At 39.4% G+C, this 17,629-nt stretch carries 20 protein-coding genes; 13 read left to right on the forward strand and 7 right to left on the reverse strand.

Annotated features, from left to right (window positions below):
- Positions 1–152: 152 nt before the first annotated feature.
- The 5 genes from ACFX4X_RS05015 to kynU form a co-directional block, all read right to left on the reverse strand.
- The gene (locus ACFX4X_RS05015) at positions 153–785 is read right to left on the reverse strand and encodes a LysE family translocator (RefSeq protein ID WP_284469879.1); all 633 of its coding nucleotides are present in this window, start codon (positions 783–785) and stop codon (positions 153–155) included.
- Positions 786–986: 201 nt separating this feature from the next.
- Complete coding sequence (gene kynB, locus ACFX4X_RS05020; RefSeq protein ID WP_377382154.1) at positions 987–1,613, reverse strand: arylformamidase; 627 nt, start codon at positions 1,611–1,613, stop codon at positions 987–989.
- A 17-nt stretch (positions 1,614–1,630) separates the two neighbouring features.
- Positions 1,631–2,476: a tryptophan 2,3-dioxygenase gene (gene kynA / locus ACFX4X_RS05025; protein WP_317778081.1), complete on the reverse strand. Its 846-nt coding sequence runs from the start codon at positions 2,474–2,476 to the stop codon at positions 1,631–1,633.
- Positions 2,477–2,537: 61 nt separating this feature from the next.
- Positions 2,538–3,959: an amino acid permease gene (locus tag ACFX4X_RS05030; RefSeq protein WP_284469881.1), complete on the reverse strand. Its 1,422-nt coding sequence runs from the start codon at positions 3,957–3,959 to the stop codon at positions 2,538–2,540.
- Positions 3,960–4,088: 129 nt separating this feature from the next.
- Positions 4,089–5,366 (reverse strand): kynureninase, encoded by a 1,278-nt coding sequence (gene kynU, locus ACFX4X_RS05035; protein ID WP_377382157.1) that lies wholly within the window; start codon positions 5,364–5,366, stop codon positions 4,089–4,091.
- Positions 5,367–5,543: 177 nt separating this feature from the next.
- On the opposite strand from kynU, the gene ACFX4X_RS05040 reads away from it, so the two are divergent.
- From ACFX4X_RS05040 to ACFX4X_RS05070, 7 genes are all read left to right on the forward strand, one after another.
- A complete protein-coding gene (locus ACFX4X_RS05040) occupies positions 5,544–6,158 on the forward strand; it encodes a TetR/AcrR family transcriptional regulator (RefSeq protein ID WP_089363830.1) in 615 nt (204 codons plus the stop codon).
- A 432-nt stretch (positions 6,159–6,590) separates the two neighbouring features.
- Positions 6,591–6,935, forward strand: coding sequence for a lmo0954 family membrane protein (locus ACFX4X_RS05045; protein WP_061464572.1), 345 nt, complete (start codon positions 6,591–6,593; stop codon positions 6,933–6,935).
- Between the two features lie 19 nt (positions 6,936–6,954).
- Entirely contained in the window at positions 6,955–7,590 is a 636-nt protein-coding gene (locus tag ACFX4X_RS05050) for a PspA/IM30 family protein (RefSeq protein WP_317778071.1), read from the forward strand.
- Between the two features lie 157 nt (positions 7,591–7,747).
- Entirely contained in the window at positions 7,748–8,494 is a 747-nt protein-coding gene (gene liaF, locus ACFX4X_RS05055) for a cell wall-active antibiotics response protein LiaF (RefSeq protein ID WP_377382162.1), read from the forward strand.
- A complete protein-coding gene (locus ACFX4X_RS05060; RefSeq protein WP_061464569.1) occupies positions 8,491–9,537 on the forward strand; it encodes a sensor histidine kinase in 1,047 nt (348 codons plus the stop codon). The genes liaF and ACFX4X_RS05060 overlap by 4 nt, the downstream gene beginning before the upstream one ends.
- Positions 9,530–10,171 (forward strand): response regulator transcription factor, encoded by a 642-nt coding sequence (locus tag ACFX4X_RS05065; protein ID WP_284469886.1) that lies wholly within the window; start codon positions 9,530–9,532, stop codon positions 10,169–10,171. The genes ACFX4X_RS05060 and ACFX4X_RS05065 overlap by 8 nt, the downstream gene beginning before the upstream one ends.
- A 129-nt stretch (positions 10,172–10,300) precedes the next feature.
- Positions 10,301–10,600, forward strand: coding sequence for a hypothetical protein (locus ACFX4X_RS05070; protein WP_377382166.1), 300 nt, complete (start codon positions 10,301–10,303; stop codon positions 10,598–10,600).
- Between the two features lie 62 nt (positions 10,601–10,662).
- Here the strand turns inward: ACFX4X_RS05070 and ACFX4X_RS05075 are convergent, their stop codons facing one another.
- Positions 10,663–11,826: an MFS transporter gene (locus tag ACFX4X_RS05075; protein ID WP_125160331.1), complete on the reverse strand. Its 1,164-nt coding sequence runs from the start codon at positions 11,824–11,826 to the stop codon at positions 10,663–10,665.
- 567 nt (positions 11,827–12,393) lie between these two features.
- Positions 12,394–13,284: a helix-turn-helix domain-containing protein gene (locus ACFX4X_RS05080; RefSeq protein ID WP_377382169.1), complete on the reverse strand. Its 891-nt coding sequence runs from the start codon at positions 13,282–13,284 to the stop codon at positions 12,394–12,396.
- 168 nt (positions 13,285–13,452) lie between these two features.
- Here ACFX4X_RS05080 and ACFX4X_RS05085 point away from each other — a divergent pair, with 168 nt between their 5' ends.
- The 6 genes from ACFX4X_RS05085 to ACFX4X_RS05110 all read left to right on the forward strand — a co-directional run bounded on the left by ACFX4X_RS05085 (position 13,453) and on the right by ACFX4X_RS05110 (position 17,614).
- A complete protein-coding gene (locus tag ACFX4X_RS05085; RefSeq protein WP_155727390.1) occupies positions 13,453–13,590 on the forward strand; it encodes a hypothetical protein in 138 nt (45 codons plus the stop codon).
- A gap of 70 nt (positions 13,591–13,660) precedes the next feature.
- Positions 13,661–15,052: an MFS transporter gene (locus tag ACFX4X_RS05090; RefSeq protein WP_377382172.1), complete on the forward strand. Its 1,392-nt coding sequence runs from the start codon at positions 13,661–13,663 to the stop codon at positions 15,050–15,052.
- A 72-nt stretch (positions 15,053–15,124) separates the two neighbouring features.
- Complete coding sequence (locus ACFX4X_RS05095; RefSeq protein ID WP_284149542.1) at positions 15,125–15,256, forward strand: hypothetical protein; 132 nt, start codon at positions 15,125–15,127, stop codon at positions 15,254–15,256.
- Between the two features lie 55 nt (positions 15,257–15,311).
- Positions 15,312–15,443 carry a hypothetical protein gene (locus ACFX4X_RS05100; protein WP_284149542.1) on the forward strand — a complete coding sequence of 44 codons (132 nt, stop codon included), beginning with the start codon at positions 15,312–15,314 and terminating at the stop codon, positions 15,441–15,443.
- 55 nt (positions 15,444–15,498) lie between these two features.
- Positions 15,499–15,633, forward strand: a complete 135-nt coding sequence (locus tag ACFX4X_RS05105) for a hypothetical protein (RefSeq protein WP_284149541.1) — start codon at positions 15,499–15,501, stop codon at positions 15,631–15,633.
- 94 nt (positions 15,634–15,727) lie between these two features.
- Positions 15,728–17,614 carry a B12-binding domain-containing radical SAM protein gene (locus ACFX4X_RS05110; RefSeq protein ID WP_377382176.1) on the forward strand — a complete coding sequence of 629 codons (1,887 nt, stop codon included), beginning with the start codon at positions 15,728–15,730 and terminating at the stop codon, positions 17,612–17,614.
- The last annotated feature ends 15 nt before the right edge of the window (positions 17,615–17,629 follow it).

Consider the following 17,629-nt stretch of genomic DNA (forward strand, 5'->3'; position numbering starts at 1 on the left):
AAAGCGAGCATCTGGAGGGGAAATCAACCACAACTCACTACCTGGTAAATAGCAACAAAGTATGTGAAAACAGCCTAAAATAAAAACCGCACCTCCAACAGTTAGATGGTGTCTAACATTTAGGGTGCAGTTCATTGTGGGGGCTTAATAGATTAATTATGAGCTTTTTCCAGAGCTAGCTTTATCCCAAAACCAACCAATACCGTCCCTGTTATTCCCTCGAAAATCGCCTGAGTTCTCGGCTTTTTCATAAAGGCACTAATCTGGTTCAATAGATAGATATAAAATACAAACCACATTGCAGTTAAAACGGTATACGTTATGCCCATGATCAGGAAGGGCATAAACGTATCCTTGCCTGGATCCACGAACTGAGGCAGAAACGTTAAGAAGAAAACGGCCACTTTAGGGTTCAGCAGATTGGTAAGGAACCCTTGCTTAAAGCAAGACTGGTTTTCATACTTACCTTTGACGGACGTTTCTGTCGCTGCAGCCACTTGCCTATTCCTTAATCCCCATAAAGTCTTGAAGCCTAGATATACCAAGTAAACGGCACCGACATATTTGAAGATGGAAAATAATAAAGCCGATTTCACAATGATTGCCGATAGTCCAAATACGGCAGCTGATGTATGAATAAAAAGCGCACAGCACGTACCGAACATCGTTTTAAAACCTCCCGCCGTCCCCACGGTAACGGTATTCCTTGTGGTTATCGCCGTATCCGGACCAGGTAAAATGATGAGAAGAATGCACATGATCATGAACAAATAAAAGTTTTCCATATTCGGACCTCCATTCTGAACGGTGAATTCTGAAAATTATAACATAAATGAACTTGGTTTAGGGAGATAAATTAGAAAGTCATGATTATCTCAATAAAGGGGGAGAAGGGAAATCGGCTTGACTAATGAGTACGGTGTTTAATGAAACAAAAAAACAAGCCAGATCATTTTTTGATCTGGCTTGTTTTTTGGTAAACTTTGTTAGGGCAATTTTTTCAATACAGCACGCACCGGACTTCCATCTGCTTCAACTAATGGAAGCGGGAGGGCTGCCAATTCATAATTCCCTTGCCCTATATCGTCTAATACAAGCCCTTCCAAAATATGAATTCCATGACCGGCAAGCTCATGATGGGCAGACAGTTCTTTACTATCCAATGGATCTACGGATGGCAAATCAAGACCAATAAGACGAACGCCGAGTTCTGAAAGATATGCTGCTAATTCTGGTTGGATATGTGGAATAGTTTGTGGAAACACACATCTATCCTTCCAAGCGTCAGTCCGAATTAACAGTCGCGTCACGCCTTGGAGACCCAGATTGGATAATTCATTGACACCGATGCTTGTCTTGTTTGGCAAATGGATGACTCGGGCATTTCCCATATATAAATCGAGATCCAGTTCAATCACTCTTTTTCCATTGTTATCAAAATGAAAAGGTGCATCAATATGGGTACCAGTGTGGATACTCATATTGATTTGTCCTACATTGACAGATCCACTCTCTTCTTTACTCCAATTGACTTTGTATGAGAAAGGGGTATCTCCAGGCCAGACTGCAACGTTTTCATCCAGACGTTGTGAAATATCAATCCATGTTCCCATGCATTTACCTCCATCTCTTATAGCTTCGTTCTTAGGCTCCATAGTTCTGGGAAAAAGTGTTGGTCTAGAGCTCTTTTTAAATACGTTACACCTGATGATCCGCCAGTACCTTGTTTATTACCAATAATTCTTTCCACTGTGGTCATATGATTAAAACGCCATAATTGCTGTTGATGGCCGATGTCCACTAACTTCTCGCCCAGCTCATATAAGTCCCAATATTGTTCGACATCGCGGTAAACTGTCAGCCACGCCTCTTCTACACTTGTATTTGGTTCGTATTTTTGTGACCAATCCCTGCTGATGGCTTCTTGATCAATGGGTAATCCACGCGCTACAAGGGCATTAATCGCCGCATCATAAATACTTGGCTCATGAAGGGCCTGCTGCATTTGCTCGAATAGATCTTTCTGATGTTGATAGACTGATAGTGTATGGACATTTTTGTTTCCTAGCGCAAATTCAATCAAACGATTCTGATAAGATTGGAATCCGGAAGATTGCCCCAGTTTATCCCTGAACTCCATGTATTCAGCCGGTGTCAAGGTTGAAAGGACACTCCATGACTGGATCAATTGCTGCTGGATCCTCGAAACGCGCGACAGCATTTTAAACGAGGGTTCCAACTTGTTTTGGCGTATACACTGAGTAGCTGCTGTCAGCTCATGTAAAATGAGCTTCATCCATAACTCACTCGCTTGATGGATGATGATAAAAAGCATTTCATCATGATGATCGGAACATCTATGTTGACTAGTTAATATTTTATCAAGGTGGAGATAATCTCCGTAAGACATCGATTTTTGAAAATCGGTTTGAATTTCTTTCTCTAGACCAGTTATTGTTTGTTCATTGTTATCCATATTCTTCATTCCGCAATCCCCTCACTTTTCATATTTCAAAAAAACTATTTATTCCGTCATTCTATTCTAGCTTCTTTTCCAGAGATTCTTCCATTACATTATGGTTAATATTTCTTCTTTTTGAAACAAAATAAGCAACAGTTAAAAATAGTAACCAAGGTATCCCGAATTGAAGCATGATTTTGAAATCTGTAAACCATGTCGTAATCATTAAGCTAAATAGAAGAACGGCTCCTAGTATCGTTAAATAGGGAAAACCCATCATCCTTACCGGTAACTTGCGTCCGCCTGTTTTCTCCCATTTCACCCTGAAAAACAAATGAGAAATGAAGATCATAAGCCATGTGAACATAGCACCGAACATGGAAATCCCCATCATGAAGGCATAGGAAGAACCAGGAAGTAACGAATGTACGCCTGCAGCAATGAAAATCCCAGTGGTAGAGACAGCAAGTGCTTTTGCAGGAACACCCCTTTTGTTTAGCTTTCCTAAAAAGCCAGGTGCATTTTTCCCGCGCGCTAATGAAAACATCATACGTGTTGAAGCATAGAGCTGAGCATTCATGGCAGATAAAGCAGCCGTTAAAATAATAAAGTTCATAATCCCGGATGCACCTGGAATGTTCAGGATTTCCATTACTTTTACGAATGGACTTTCCTCGATTCCAGCTGTTTTCCACGGAACGATCATCAACATGATCCCAATTGTCAACACATAGAAAGTCGATAAACGGAAGACCGTCGCTTTTAATGCTTTTGGAACAGCTGCATCCGGATCTTTTGCTTCCCCTGATGTAACCGCTATCATTTCAGTTCCAAGAAAGCTGAATAAAGAAATAAATACGGCTACCCACATTCCCCACCCGCCGAATGGGAAAAAACCGCCTTCATTTACAAAGTTCTCAGGTCCTATATGTGGCCGTTCGGATGAACCGAATAGTATATAGGATCCAAGAAGGATAAAACCAACAATGGCACTTATTTTAATAAAGGAGAACCAATACTCGAATGTAGCGAATGTATTCACGCTAGTAGCATTTACATAAATCAGGATACCTGCAAACAATAAAATCCATACGATTCCCGGCACGGTCGGAAACCAATACTTCATATAAACGCTGACTGCACTTACCTCAACCCCAACAGCCAAAACATTGGCAATCCAATAAGAATAGCGGACAAGATAGCCTGCCATTGGAGTCATGTACTTTTCAGCAATGGCCCCAAAAGATCCGGAAGTGGGATGGGCAACCGTCATTTCGGCTAAACAGCCCATCAATAGTAAGACAATGAACGCCCCGAGTGCATAGCTGAGCAATACACTTGGCCCTGCCGCTTGAATGGCAAGCCCGCTGCCAAGGAATAGTCCCGTCCCGATGGCACAGCCCATCGCGATCATGGAAAGCTGGTTTGTTTCCAGATTACGTTTTAATCCTTTCTCAGGATCATCTTTAAGATTCAATTGAGTATGTTTATTCTCCATAGTTCATCCCCTTTTATCCCAAAAGACTTTATCTTACCCGGGCAGTTAGTTCACACCTCTTTAAGCGTAGACTGACCGCCCATATTAACATTAACCGACTAACAAATTCGAGGGAAGCGGGTATTAGCGTTATGCAACCACTTCTCGTTCATTCTTGAATTTTTCATATTGTTTTTCCGACATGATTTTCTTGAGTATTTGTACCACTTCCCAAACTTCTGCGTAGGAAGTATATAGTGCAACTGGTGCAAGACGAATGATGTTTGGTGCTCGGAAATCCGGAATGACACCGTTTTCTTTCAATGCCTTACAAATCCGTGCAGCTTCTTTATGCTCAAGGCTTACATGACCCCCGCGGCGTATGTCTTCTCTAGGGGTTCCAATGAAAAATCCCATTTCTTCCAGCTCGTGTTCAATTAAGTCTATTAAATATTGATTAATTTTAAGGGATTTTTCCCGGATATTCTCAATGCCAGCTTCGATAAAAATTTCTAAAGACCCAATTAATGGTGCACAACTTAATACATGTGGCGTTCCAATTTGATACGCGCCTGCTGATTCAGCTGGTGTTAATGTATGCTCCATATCGAATTGTTTATCTTTTTTGGACCCGAACCATCCAGCCAATCCAGGCATCGTTCCAAAATGTTTTCGATTTACATATAGGCCGCCAACACCGCCAGGACCGCCATTTAAATGTTTATAATTGCACCAATACGCAAAGTCCACATCCCATTCGCTGAATGAATGCGGGATGGCACCGATGGAATGACAGCCGTCAAATCCGATTACTATTCCTCTTTTATGAGCTTCATCAGTTAATCGTTTCATATCCAATATTTGACCGCTGCGATACAGGACCGTTGGCAAGATGATCAAAGCAATGTCATCGGTCATTGCTTCGATAATGTCATCCTCTTCAAGGAATCTTCCATCGCGGCTTTTCACGCGGATGAGATCGGTTTCCGGATTGTATCCATGTGTACGCAGCTGACTTTGAAGAGCATAAATATCAGTCGGAAAGGTTAGTTCATCCGCTAAAATTTTTGTGCGTTTCCCTTCCGGCTTATAAAAAGTAGCTACAAGTTGATGCAGGTTAACAGTTGTGGATCCGGTTACAATAACTTCCTTAGGAGAAGCTCCCACTAATTGGGCAATCTTGGAGCCCAATTCCTCTGCCATGAAAAACCAGGGGTGATTCCCTTGTGTCCATCCATCAATCCCATGTTCCTTCCAATCTTCCAAAGATTCCAAAAGAGTGCGTTCAGCTCTTTTAGAAAGAAGCCCCAATGAGTTGCCATCCATATAGATGGAATTCGGCTTTAAATAAAATTCTTCTCGAAAACCTTTAAGGGAATCTTTCTCATCCATTTGTTTTGCGTAATCCAACGTGTATTTTGAATTCATAATCATCCTCCTATATCAGTTTGATCCTAGGAGAATCGTACCAAAGAATATGACACAGTGTCAATAACATAATTCAGAAGATTGAAAATATTAAAATCATCAAAAAAACATTTTCCAGCAAATGTTTTTTATTTTTAAAGTAATCCTTTATGCTAGAAGATAAGGGGAGGAATCGGGATGGATAATGGTAATGTAGGGGATAAACGACATTTGCGCTCAATCATGACACGTCAAAAGTTATTAGAAGCGGCAAAGGAGGTATTTCTTCAAGAAGGTTTTCAAGCTGCAGTTATTTCCCAAATGATCAAAAAGGCAAACGTGGGGTACGGAACTGCCTATGTTCATTTTAAAGGGAAAGAGGATCTTTTAATTGTATTAATGGAGAATGTCATGGAGCAATTTTATGAAATTGCGGAGACCTCTTTCTTTCCAAAATCGAAGGACGAAGCAAAACATATCATAAATAAACAAGCTAATGCCTTTTTGAAAATGGCAGAGGCTGAACGCAATATGATGCAAGTTTTCGAACAGGCCATTGGGATTTCAACTGTCATCTCAGATAAATGGAAGGCGATCCGCATGAAGTTCATTCAGCGAATTTCAAAGGACGTCGCATATGCACAGCAAAATGGGCTGGCAAGGGCTGAACTAAACCATGAGCTTGTGGCAAGAGGATGGTTTTTCACAAATGAAATGTATCTTTGGGAAATTGTCCGAAACGAACATCAAAGTTCTGTCGACGAGATTGCTCAAACCATCACGTCAGTTTACGTTGAAGGTTTGTATTTGTAATTATATTTGGCAGTTCAAACAATCTTCCGGTTTTACTACAATCGGAAGATTTAATTTTATATTAAAGGCTCGCCCGCTGCACACCCCCTATCGGAAAACTTCATCTTCCCACCACTTTTAAGCCGTCCGAACTCACGAGTAAACTAGCTGAATTCACGAGTAAAACACCAAAACTCACGAGTAAACTAGCTGAATTCACGAGTAAAACGCCAAAACTCACGAGTAAACTAGCTGAATTCACGAGTAAACGCTCAATTCACGAGTAAAACGCCCAAACACGAGTAAATCTCTCAAATTAAGGAACAAAACACTCTCGTTAGTGTGGGCTTATAGCAACTACGCCTTAAGTCTTAATAGAAAATATAGCTAAGGCTCATTATACGAACTCGTAAAACTAGATAAGATATAAACATGGAAAGGAGGACGAAAACAATGAAGAAATTTGGTTTATTTATTGTAGGACTGATCGCATTATTCATGTTGCTAGCGAATGTTGGTCCATTAATCAGCTTGGCGATTTGCTTGGCGATCCTATACTTTGGGTTCAAACAGTTCATGAAGTCCGAATCCACAGGAGCCAAGATTGCCTGGGGATCAATCTCCCTTATCGTGCTTGTAGTTGCTATTTCCCATATCCCAGCGATATTAGGACTGGTTGCAGCTTATGTTCTTTACCTGGTTTATAAAAAGTGGAATGAAAATGATGAAAATGTATCGAAAGAAACGGACCCATTCTCAAATTTTGAAAGAGAGTGGAAAGAGTTGAATAAGAACTAATAGAAGGGATGGAATTGGAATGGGTAATTTATTTTCAAGAATGAAACAAACGATTTCAGCGGATTTTCACGACTTGTTGGATAAAAAGGAGCAAAAGAATCCAATTGGAATGTTGAATCAATATTTACGTCAATGCGAGCAGGAGACAGAAAAGGTCGGTAAGCTGCTTGAACGTCAATATCTTTTGAAAGAAGAGTTTACGCGTGAATATAATCAAGCGCAAAATCTGGCTGAAAAACGTAAGCATCAGGCTGAAATTGCTAAGCAGTCAGGAGAAACCGATTTAATGGAATTTGCTTTCAAGGAAAGCCTGCACTATGAAGATCGTGCGCTAAGTTTGAAGGAGGCGCATAAAAGTGCAGAAGTTCAGTTGGCTGAACTGGAGCGGAAGTATGAAGAAATGAAGCATAAGCTCAAGGATATGCATCTAAAGCGGATGGAACTGATGGGCAGGGAGAATATTGCCCGGGCAAACAACCGGATCAATCGGGTTTTAGACGGAGGCATTTCCGACGCCAAACCGGTAGCGATGTTTGAAGAAATGGAGCATTATATCGATCGCATCGAGCATCAAGTCCATACAGATTATAATCGGCATACAATCGATGCCAGGATTGTCCAGCTTGAAAAGGAACTGGAACAGAAAGAAGCGTAAAGGTATTTTAAAGCATTGCCGTTATCCCCTGACTTCCAGGAAATGAGGGCGGGGGAAAACAGGCTGTCAGAACGTGATAATTTCATGGTATTCTTAAAAGGCACGGGTTCCTGTGCCTTTTAAGAATATCATGATCATATACAGGGGAGGCGAACCGATGTTGAACAAGATGAAGACGGACTATATGGGATGGATACTTCTCATCGGAGTCGTCCTGCTTTTTTTAGAGATTTCATTTACGGGTGGAGGTCTCCTTTTTTCCCTCGCTTTTTCAATAGGATGTATCTATTTAGGCAGGAAATTCACAAAACGGTCAATCGGGAAAATCCTATTTTTTATAGGGCTGATTTCCCTTATCATCACTGTCTTGAATATGTTCGTCTTTAAATTTTTCCTTATGGCGATCCTCATTTATCTTTTGCTTTTATATTATCAGTCCAAAAAGAATCCTGATTGGGTCAGTCCCATTTTAACCAATGATGATTCGGACGAAGAAAATATCAATAAGGAACAATTGCTGAAAACCGATTACCTTTTTAAAAATAAGTTTTTCGGTCATCAACAAACGGCCGAGCATGTATATGAATGGAATTCCGTGAATGTTCAGGGCGGGGTCGGTGATACGGTTATCGATTTAAGCAAAACGATTTTACCGAAAGGCGATGCTGTCATTTCCATCAGGAATATCATTGGCAATATTACCGTGCTTGTACCGTATGGCATCGAAATCAGGGTCCATCATTCGGTCATTGCAGGCAGAGCGAGGATCTTTGAAAATAAGCCTGAATCCAGGGTCTTTAATCAGATTTATTCCTACCAAACGGAAGGGTTCAATGAAACGGATCACAAGGTTCATATCATCACTTCAATCTTAGTTGGGGATTTAGAGGTGAAGCGGGTATGAGCATAATGACACGGCAGATATTGACTGCCCTTGGTGTTTCTTTCGTACTTTCCCTTGCCTTGCCGGCGGCTGTTTTCTTTATCTTTCCTTTATCCGACTGGAGCGTATTGTGGGAGAAAGTGGTCATGGGCTTGCCTTTCGTCATATTCCTGCCAAGTCTGGTCATTACGGTAGGGCTTTTCTATGGTGTCGTTTCGGGGTTGTTTTGGAAGAGGCAGCTGGAAAGGGTGGATGAAGGTCTATATTTACTTGAACAGGGGCGCTTACCTTCGCAACAGGAGGCGTATCCGGTCCAAGAGATGGCTAAAATGGTGGAACGGATGCAACTGATTCATAAGCAAATCAATGAGCAGACCAAATTATCACAAAAAATGGCGAATGAAAAGGCCATTGATCAGGAGAAACAGATCCAGGAAATCGTTTCCCAGGAACGAAACCGTTTGGCGCGGGAACTGCATGATTCGGTAAGCCAGCAATTGTTTGCCGCTTCGATGTTCATGTCGGCCATTACCGAGTCACAATCAGATATGGAAAAAACGGAAATGAAACAATTCAAGATAGTGGAAGAGATGATCCATCAATCCCAGCTTGAGATGAGGGCTTTATTACTTCACTTGAGACCCGTTGCATTAAAGGGAAAATCTTTACAGGCGGGGATGAAGGAGCTCCTGGAGGAATTGGCCCAAAAAGTGACGATGGACATAAATTGGAAGATGGAAACTGTCACTCTGGATAAGGGGATTGAAGACCATCTGTTTAGGATTTTACAAGAATCAATTTCCAATACACTAAGACATGCAAAAGCGAATTCTCTTGAAGTGCTATTGATCGTTCGTGACGGGCTGATCATTTTACGGATAACGGATGATGGCATCGGTTTTAACGTCGAGGAGTCGAAAACGGGATCATATGGTTTGCAAAACATGCATGAACGGGCTGTGGAATTAGGCGGAACGATGCAACTTGTAAGCGTTCCGAATAAAGGAACGAAACTTGAAGTGAAAATCCCATTATTAAATGCTGGAGGTGATCATGATGATTAAAGTATTATTTGTCGATGACCATGAAATGGTAAGGATAGGGGTATCGGCTTATTTATCCGCACAGGCGGATATCGAAGTGATCGGGGAAGCGGACAATGGTTTAAAAGCTGTCGAACTGGCAATGGAATTGCGCCCGGATATCATTTTGATGGATTTGGTGATGCCGGAAATGGACGGCATAGAAGCGACGAAACGAATTATTGAGGGTTGGCCAGAAGCAAAGATCATCATTGTGACAAGTTTTCTTGATGATGAAAAAGTGTACCCGGCATTGGAAGCCGGAGCGACGAGCTATATGTTAAAAACATCAAAGGCCAGCGAGATTGCCAGAGCCGTCCGTTCCACGTTCCAAGGGCAAAGCGTACTTGAACCTGAAGTGACGGGGAAAATGATGGAAAAGCTACGTCGCCCAAAGATCACCCAGCTTCATGATCAATTGACAAACCGTGAAATGGAAATTTTGCTGCTGATGACACAAGGGAAAACGAATCAGGAAATTGCCGATGAACTATACATAGCCCTAAAAACAGCCAAAGTGCATGTCAGCAATATATTAAGTAAGCTTGCCGTACAGGACCGTACGCAAGCGGTGATTTACGCTTTTAAGCATTCGCTCGTTCAAGAAGAAGAGTAAATAGCGTCTATTTACCAAAAGATGAGAGTTTGTTATATTTAGGGAAGTGTCCCATCCTATAAAGTTCTTTCAAGGTTGCTGATTGCAGCCTTTTTTTTTACGGATAACGGGAAAAAAGTAGGTGAAATGATGTTAAGAGTGATCTTAGAATTATTTCGTATAATCACTATTATTTTCGTTATTGGAATGATAATGGGGTTCATCATTAATTCAATCTATGAGATTTTTGGTATAACCGTTGAGAATACCGCAGGCGGATGGATTGTTGCTATGGCAATTTTCCCATTACTTTATGTACTCTATAAAAACCGGCTTCAATTTTCAGGGTTCTATAAAAATGGCAAACAAGTAAAACTCTCAAACAGGACAACGACAATCCTGCTGTGCTTCTCGGTGCTAATGTTAACGGTTGCCCCCTTATTTCGCTAACGGAATATAAAAAAGAGCATGTTTTGATCAAAACATGCTCTTTTTTATGCAGTTTTTCAAGATTATACAGCTTCCTCTGCAGTATCGAGCCTCTTGCCATATATCCGATAAAGAACGAAGGCAAATACCATTCCTATAAAGGAGATGGAGGAGATGAACAGGTAAAGGGTCTTGCCCCCAAAAGCCCCATATATGGCTCCGCCTATATAAGAAGCAATGATTCCCGAAACCCCAAAGAATAACAGTGCCAGTACGGTTTGGCCTGTGGCACGCCACTCCACGGGAACGATCCGATAAAGATATTGGATGGCAGCCGAGTAGAAGATCGGGAAAGTCAATAGCTGCATGACTTGCAAATAAGCTAATAGATGTGGATCGGTTATCCATGCAGAGACGAAATAGCGGATAAAGAAAAACGCTGCTGCAAATGAAATGATGATGATTTCTTTACCTTTGCGCAGCCACCAGAAGCTTAGGGCGAATACAACGATTTCACTTCCTGCCGCTAAGAACCAGGTCAAGCCTACAAGCTTGGCACTTCCTCCAAGTTCCCTGATGTACACCCCGAGGAAAGTATCGTTCATTCTTGCTGGGACAGCACAGATAAAGACCAATAACAGGAAGAGAAGTGTCTCTTTATTGCTGAAAAAATGCTTAAGGCTGCTTAAGGTGACAGGTTTCCCTGAAACGGGTGCATCAGGCATCATCCAGCTGACGATGAAACTGATCAAACCTATGCCGGCAAAAAGGAAAGCCAGGCTGTTTGCTCCGAAATATGACATAACGTAGCCTGTGATCAGCGATATGACCGCATAGCCCAATGCACCATATGTCCGGATGGAACCGTAACTGATCCCAGATTTCTCTGCAATCGTGAAGTTGAGGCTTTCCGTCAGGGGATCGATCGGCATCAAAAAGAAATATAGGAGCATGGCAAACAGGATAAGCTGAAGATAGCTGCTTGAGTCATAGAGAAAGTAACCGATTACGCTCGAGAAAAAGATGAGTAACAACAGGACTTTTCGTATCGTCCTCGTTTTGTCGCTGATCATTCCCCATAAAGGCTGGGTGATGAGGGTGACAAAACCTCCTGTACCGATGATGAATCCGATTTGGGCTGGACGCAAACCTTGATCAGCCAGGTAGACTGGGAGAAACGGAATGAAAATGGCAAGCAGTCCAAAATATAAAAAGTTAAAACTTTTTAATAATCGTAATGCTTTCATAAAATGTATGATACCTCACGTGTTCTATAGATTGATTGATTTCAACCTTGTTATTGTAACATTGATGACAGAATTTGAAAAAAAGCTTTATTTTTATGGATGGAAATAGACAGATAGGGTTCGTTCCGAGAGGTTCTGGATCCATGAGGGTATGATGCTTTTCAAAATTCATGACATCGAGGAATTTAGATAGGGAACCCCCTATGCTATCCTTCGCTTCCAGCTTGAATAAGGTAGGTTTCTGCTAGTCTTGTTCATGAGGCCTATTTGAATGGTTTGAAGAAGGTGGTTTCTGGTGATTTTTTAATTCGGGTCATTGATTTTTATCTACCTCGATAAATCTTGGCTATTTTGGATTGAAAATATAAAAGTCCTTTTTATGATATGAATTTCCAGTTTGGATGGAATGCTTTCCTTTCGTTATGCCATAACCGCTTTCCTTAGCTCTTGTGCTTGATTATCGGTAATAATGTTACGGACTCTTTTTTTACGTTCCAAGCCGAACACATGAACATTATACTAACCAAAAAAGTACAGCATTGTTTTGCTGTGTGAATTCTTCAGTCATTATAGAGATTTCTTTATCTCATGCAGTCTTTCCTGAACGACTTTTTCAAACTCGTAATTCTGCTGCAATAAGAATATATTCCTTGCCTCTTCATACCCTTTTGTGGCACTTTCCATGTTGTTCAGTGACTGAAAGGATTGGGCACGTTGATATAATACTTCACCCAAAAGGTACATAGATTCTTCCCGCGTTAAAATTTGAATGGCGTCAGAGCAAATTTTTATAGATTCATAATATTGTGCGTCCTTATGTAAGGATTTTGTCAATCCGTAATAAATCCGGACTTTAATTCTATAATTCATTGAAGTTTTTGGAAGTTGTTGAAATTGCTTAAGGGCATCTATATAAGAGGCAATTGACTTTTTATATTCAGTTATTTCGTTATAAATAATGGCTTTGCTATTCAAAATTTCTATTTTTTGAGCAGATAAAATATGAAAATGAGTAGATAAGTCTAATGCTCGATCTAAAAAATCCAGGGATTTCAATATATCATTATCACAATAATAGGCTACTATCCCCAAATGCCAGAGGATGAATTGTTTATTGATAGGTGACTGGAAATCTGCATGGTACTGTTCTGCTTCGAGAATCCGTTTTACCTGCCGATACTCTCTATTTCTAATGGAAACCCTGACTTGAGATTTCACTTCCTCACTATATTCCATTCGGTCTGAATAAGTTTCTAAAAGGATATCTTCAATGCTGATGCCTAAACGTAATGAGAGCTCATATAAAGTAGTCGCTAATGGAATGACCTTCCCCTTCTCGATGTTGCTTAGTTGTGCTTGAGTAATGATACCCTCTGCCATAACTTTTTGTGTTATACCTGATCTTTTTCTTAAATTGTAGAGTACATTTCCAAGTTTAAAAGGAATGCTTGCATCCATTTTATCAACTCCTAAAAATATAAATACTTTTATATTTTTTTATGTATTTCATTGGAAACACCAACTAAATATCGAAAAAAATACTCTGTAGTGGCTATACAAGAAAAATGTACCATATTTGGATGGTTTATACTAGCTGTATCAATCAATATCAGGAGGTTAAGGTATATGAAAAAAATATTAGTATCTGGGTTCTCCATTCTATTAGTGCTAGCATTGGTTTTACAATTTGATTCAGGCGTCAAATTGGCTGTAGATGATCTGCCTGCAATAAATGATCTACCGAATCAGCATGAAAAGGGTTAAATATCAACATCAAAAAAGCAAGATGACTAAAGGGGAATTTAAATAAAATAAATAAAAAAGGATTATATATATGAAATTAAATAAGGATCAATTATTGATTATAACCATTTCTTCATGTGTTATAGCTAGTGTGATGTCTACGTCCATGCTGACGATTGCATTCCCTAATCTTGTAGACTTTTTTGATATTTCTTATTCCACACTTCAAATTAGAAATATTCTTTTCTTCTCTTTTTTCGCATTTCTCATTCCGCTTTTTGGTAAAGTGGCCGATGTTTTAGGCGCAAGAAAATTGTTGATATTTGGCCTGTCGCTATTTATCACATCTACCATTCTTAGTGGAACCACAAATAATTGGAATTTGTTTTTGCTGTATCAGACACTTCAGGCAATTGCAGATGCAATGGTAGTACCTGCCCAGGTATTATTGATCAGGCAAAGTTTTAAGGATAATAAATTAGGCTGGGCTTTTGGATGGTTTTCCGGAGTTTTAGCGACCGCCTCACTTATTGGACCAGCTGTTGGTGGTTTGGTAATAAAATATTACCCTTGGCAAATGATATTTGGAATATTGATTATCATAAGCTGCATATCCTTAATTCTTGTACTAATGGTAACTCCCAAATCAAAAAAAAGAATCACGGCAAACCTTCATTTACCTTTAAAAAACAGTTTGGCTTTACTAGTTATGGTAATCAGTTTTCAATTTATATTCAATGATGATATTGGTGTAGTGAAACGGTCGCTTTCTATTGCTGTTACAATATTGAGTTTAATTTTATTTGTATTTTATGAACGGGCAAACCAAGGAAACACTTCTTTACTTCCAAGAAAGGCAATAAAAAACACCATTTTTATCTCTTCAATTGTGAGAATATTCGTTCTATTTATGATCACAAATGTAATAGTGCTTTACATTCCCAGTTACATGCGGGATATACACAATATTCAACCAGATATTGTTGGCTATATCATTATGGCAGATTCGATATTGGCAGTTTTATTATCTGGGTATGCTGGTAAACTTGCAGATTTAAAAGACAATAGAAACCTTTTACTTTTATCTATTTCGATTTCCATAATTGGAATGGTAAATCTTACATTGACAATGTTTAATGGCAGCTTAATTTTCTTTATCTTTGCATTTCTCCTTTTTGGATTGGCCGGTGTCATTTCCATGCCCACACAAAATAAAATTGCTATGTTGTCCGTTCCCGAGGAAGAAACAGGGGTTTATATGGGGTTATTCCAGATGGTACAGTTTGGAACCGGAGCTTTCGCTGCGGGGGTATTCAACACTTTTCTGGACTATGGAACTGAAAAAGGTGACTTTTCCCAGGTTGGATTTTCATACGTGTTGATCATTTGTATAGGGTTATATTTGGTGGCTATAGGAACAGTCGTTTATGATAAAAGGCTTCTAAAAAGCAATATAAAATTGTCTTTGAAAGAAGAAGTCTAATTCTCGTTTATCTGAAAGTGAAATATACCTTAGAAGAGTTAGCTTTGAAGTGATTTTAAGGAGGTGAAACATATGACAAAGCAAGTGGAAAAAACAGAAGCGGAAAAACTAGTGGAAAACCTGGAAGTAATCGAAGCTAAAGAGCTAGAAGTGGGGAGTGCATTTCATGCGTTCCGTTTCAATACGTTGGACACAGAAAAATAGAGGAGAGCCTGGGAGTAACAGGCCATCCATCATACATGTTAAGGAGGTGAAACATATGACAAAGCAAGTGGAAAAAACAGAAGCGGAAAAGCTAGTGGAAAACCTGGAAGTAATCGAAGCTAAAGAGCTGGAAGTGGGGAGTGCATTTCATGCGTTCCGTTTCAATACGTTGGACACAGAAAAATAGAGGAGAGCCTGGGAGTAACAGGCCATCCATCATACATGTTAAGGAGGTGAAACATATGACAAAGCAAGTGGAAAAAACAGAAGCGGAAAAGTTAGTGGAAAACCTGGAAGTAATCGAAGCTAAAGAACTGGAAGTGGGGAGTGCATTTCATGCGTTCCGTTTCAGTACAGTGACGGGCGCAGAAAAATAAGTTAGATCCTAAATCCATAAGGTGATCCAAAGAGAGTGTTAGCTTTTATAAAACTAGCACTCTCTTTGGATAAATAAAAGGAGAATTTTTTCAGATGAAAAATTCAGATGCCATGATAGTTTTTCCTCCTCTAACTGAAGCCAGGCTCTTTCCGTATTTAAGTTTACCCATGATTACTAGTTTTTTGAGAAGTAAAGGAATGAGTGTAAGCCAAATTGATTTAAATATTGAATTATGCCATACCCTCTTTAGTGAAGATTGTTTAAATGAATATGTGAGCATCAATGAAAATGGAAGTAAAGACTTAAAATGGGTATATAAAGTCGAAATGGCTAAATACTTATTAAAAGAACAAAAGCAACTTTACAATAATGTATTCATTGAGAAAAGATCTTCTGATTCATTGAAGTATGATGTTCGGTTGGTGAGACAAGGCATAGAGTTACTGCTAGTCAATTCGTTTTTAAAACTGGAAATTACCTCATTGGAAGAAATCCTTGAATCGGTAAGGGATTTTAGCTGGAAAAAAAGTGATATAGCAACAAAGACCTTATACGAAAATATCAAAGAAAAAATTCTAAACGATAAACCAAAAATCTTCGCGCTTTCTATTGCTTACTATAGCCAAATATTACCTTCCCTTTTAATATGCAAGTGGATTAGAGAACTTTCCCCCAATACCCACATTATTTTGGGCGGGCAACAAATCATGATTCGTCAATCATCTTTCTTAAGCCTAAATGGATTGAATCAATTTGTGGATTCATTAGGAATTTCAGCTGGCGAAGAAACATTATTCATGTTAAACAGGTATTTGAAAAACGATTGCCAAATCGTGGAGGTGCCGGATATTGTTTGGCTTAATGAAAATAATGTTGAAAATGTCCCTTCCAAGTCTGCATATAGGATCACCGATGCCTTACCACCTGATTTTTCTGATTTACCGTACAAAAACTATCTAGATGAAGAAGTACATATGTCTCTGATTACATGTGTGGGGTGTTACTGGGGACGATGCACTTTTTGTTCATATGGTAATAGATCAAGAAAAGAAAAAAGTTATCAGCAGAAAACGGCAAGGCAGGTAGCAAACGAGTGCGAGGATATCATTAACAATTATGGGGTTAATAGAATTAATTTCATAGATGAGAATACTAATTTGCGGCTTGTCGTCAATGCAGTCAAAATACTTAAATCTAGAGGTTATGAAATTAAATTCAGTACACGGAACCGTCTTGAGGATGTGTTGTTAGACGCTGGTTTTTGTTCTGAACTAAGTAATTTAGGTTGCATTTTAATGTCTGTTGGCTATGAAACCAATTCTCAAAGGATTTTAGACTCCTTGGATAAAGGAGTGCAATCTAGTAATTATCAACAGATAATAGATAATTTACATAATGCTAACATTACGCTGCGGATGTCTATAATTGGTGGTTTACCTGGTGAAACCGAGGATGAAATTGAATGTTCTGAGGAATTTTTACTTAAAAATCAAGATAAAATTGGCATCGACGTCATGCAAATGCTCGTTTTGGAACCCGGCACTTATATTTATGAAGATACAAATAATCCTGATATCCATATTCAATCAAGCAAGAATCTAAGAGGAAACAAATTACTCAATTATGGGATGGGTAGAATGGGCGCTACATTTCAATACTCTGACGGAATAACATTTGAAGAAAAACTGAATAGATTCCTGCAACTGCATAAAAATATCAACCCCCAAAAGAATGATGAGCTGCCTCCTGATAAATACAAAAAGGAAGGACTGGATATCACTTCAAATACCTTATTGATAAACCCTTGGACTAAAATCATTAAGTTAGATAAAACGTATATCATGGATTTTGTATGGCAAAGAATCTTCTTGGTCCCAGAATCCTTAGAAGTATTCGGAAACTCATTAATAATGAGCAAGGCAGACGATAAAAAGTACCTAGAGTATTTTGTCGAAAAAGGTGTGATTAACCTTAACTAATAAAACTTATGGGGA

The organism is Peribacillus sp. YIM B13481 (assembly GCF_042787985.1).
Taxonomy (GTDB): Bacteria; Bacillota; Bacilli; order Bacillales; family DSM-1321; genus Peribacillus; species Peribacillus simplex_A.

What these genes read in the sequence shown, in the direction of transcription:
- liaF (WP_377382162.1), top strand. Translation starts at nt 7,748, where the DNA reads ATGTTGAACAAGATGAAGACGGACTATATGGGATGGATACTTCTCATC.
- ACFX4X_RS05090 (WP_377382172.1), top strand. Translation starts at nt 13,661, where the DNA reads ATGAAATTAAATAAGGATCAATTATTGATTATAACCATTTCTTCATGT.
- ACFX4X_RS05030 (WP_284469881.1), bottom strand. Translation starts at nt 3,959, where the DNA reads ATGGAGAATAAACATACTCAATTGAATCTTAAAGATGATCCTGAGAAA.
- ACFX4X_RS05085 (WP_155727390.1), top strand. Translation starts at nt 13,453, where the DNA reads ATGAAAAAAATATTAGTATCTGGGTTCTCCATTCTATTAGTGCTAGCA.
- ACFX4X_RS05065 (WP_284469886.1), top strand. Translation starts at nt 9,530, where the DNA reads ATGATTAAAGTATTATTTGTCGATGACCATGAAATGGTAAGGATAGGG.
- ACFX4X_RS05015 (WP_284469879.1), bottom strand. Translation starts at nt 785, where the DNA reads ATGGAAAACTTTTATTTGTTCATGATCATGTGCATTCTTCTCATCATT.
- kynU (WP_377382157.1), bottom strand. Translation starts at nt 5,366, where the DNA reads ATGAATTCAAAATACACGTTGGATTACGCAAAACAAATGGATGAGAAA.
- ACFX4X_RS05050 (WP_317778071.1), top strand. Translation starts at nt 6,955, where the DNA reads ATGGGTAATTTATTTTCAAGAATGAAACAAACGATTTCAGCGGATTTT.
- kynB (WP_377382154.1), bottom strand. Translation starts at nt 1,613, where the DNA reads ATGGGAACATGGATTGATATTTCACAACGTCTGGATGAAAACGTTGCA.
- ACFX4X_RS05070 (WP_377382166.1), top strand. Translation starts at nt 10,301, where the DNA reads ATGTTAAGAGTGATCTTAGAATTATTTCGTATAATCACTATTATTTTC.
- ACFX4X_RS05060 (WP_061464569.1), top strand. Translation starts at nt 8,491, where the DNA reads ATGAGCATAATGACACGGCAGATATTGACTGCCCTTGGTGTTTCTTTC.
- ACFX4X_RS05110 (WP_377382176.1), top strand. Translation starts at nt 15,728, where the DNA reads ATGAAAAATTCAGATGCCATGATAGTTTTTCCTCCTCTAACTGAAGCC.
- ACFX4X_RS05040 (WP_089363830.1), top strand. Translation starts at nt 5,544, where the DNA reads ATGGATAATGGTAATGTAGGGGATAAACGACATTTGCGCTCAATCATG.
- ACFX4X_RS05075 (WP_125160331.1), bottom strand. Translation starts at nt 11,826, where the DNA reads ATGAAAGCATTACGATTATTAAAAAGTTTTAACTTTTTATATTTTGGA.
- kynA (WP_317778081.1), bottom strand. Translation starts at nt 2,476, where the DNA reads ATGGATAACAATGAACAAACAATAACTGGTCTAGAGAAAGAAATTCAA.
- ACFX4X_RS05080 (WP_377382169.1), bottom strand. Translation starts at nt 13,284, where the DNA reads ATGGATGCAAGCATTCCTTTTAAACTTGGAAATGTACTCTACAATTTA.
- ACFX4X_RS05105 (WP_284149541.1), top strand. Translation starts at nt 15,499, where the DNA reads ATGACAAAGCAAGTGGAAAAAACAGAAGCGGAAAAGTTAGTGGAAAAC.
- ACFX4X_RS05095 (WP_284149542.1), top strand. Translation starts at nt 15,125, where the DNA reads ATGACAAAGCAAGTGGAAAAAACAGAAGCGGAAAAACTAGTGGAAAAC.
- ACFX4X_RS05045 (WP_061464572.1), top strand. Translation starts at nt 6,591, where the DNA reads ATGAAGAAATTTGGTTTATTTATTGTAGGACTGATCGCATTATTCATG.
- ACFX4X_RS05100 (WP_284149542.1), top strand. Translation starts at nt 15,312, where the DNA reads ATGACAAAGCAAGTGGAAAAAACAGAAGCGGAAAAGCTAGTGGAAAAC.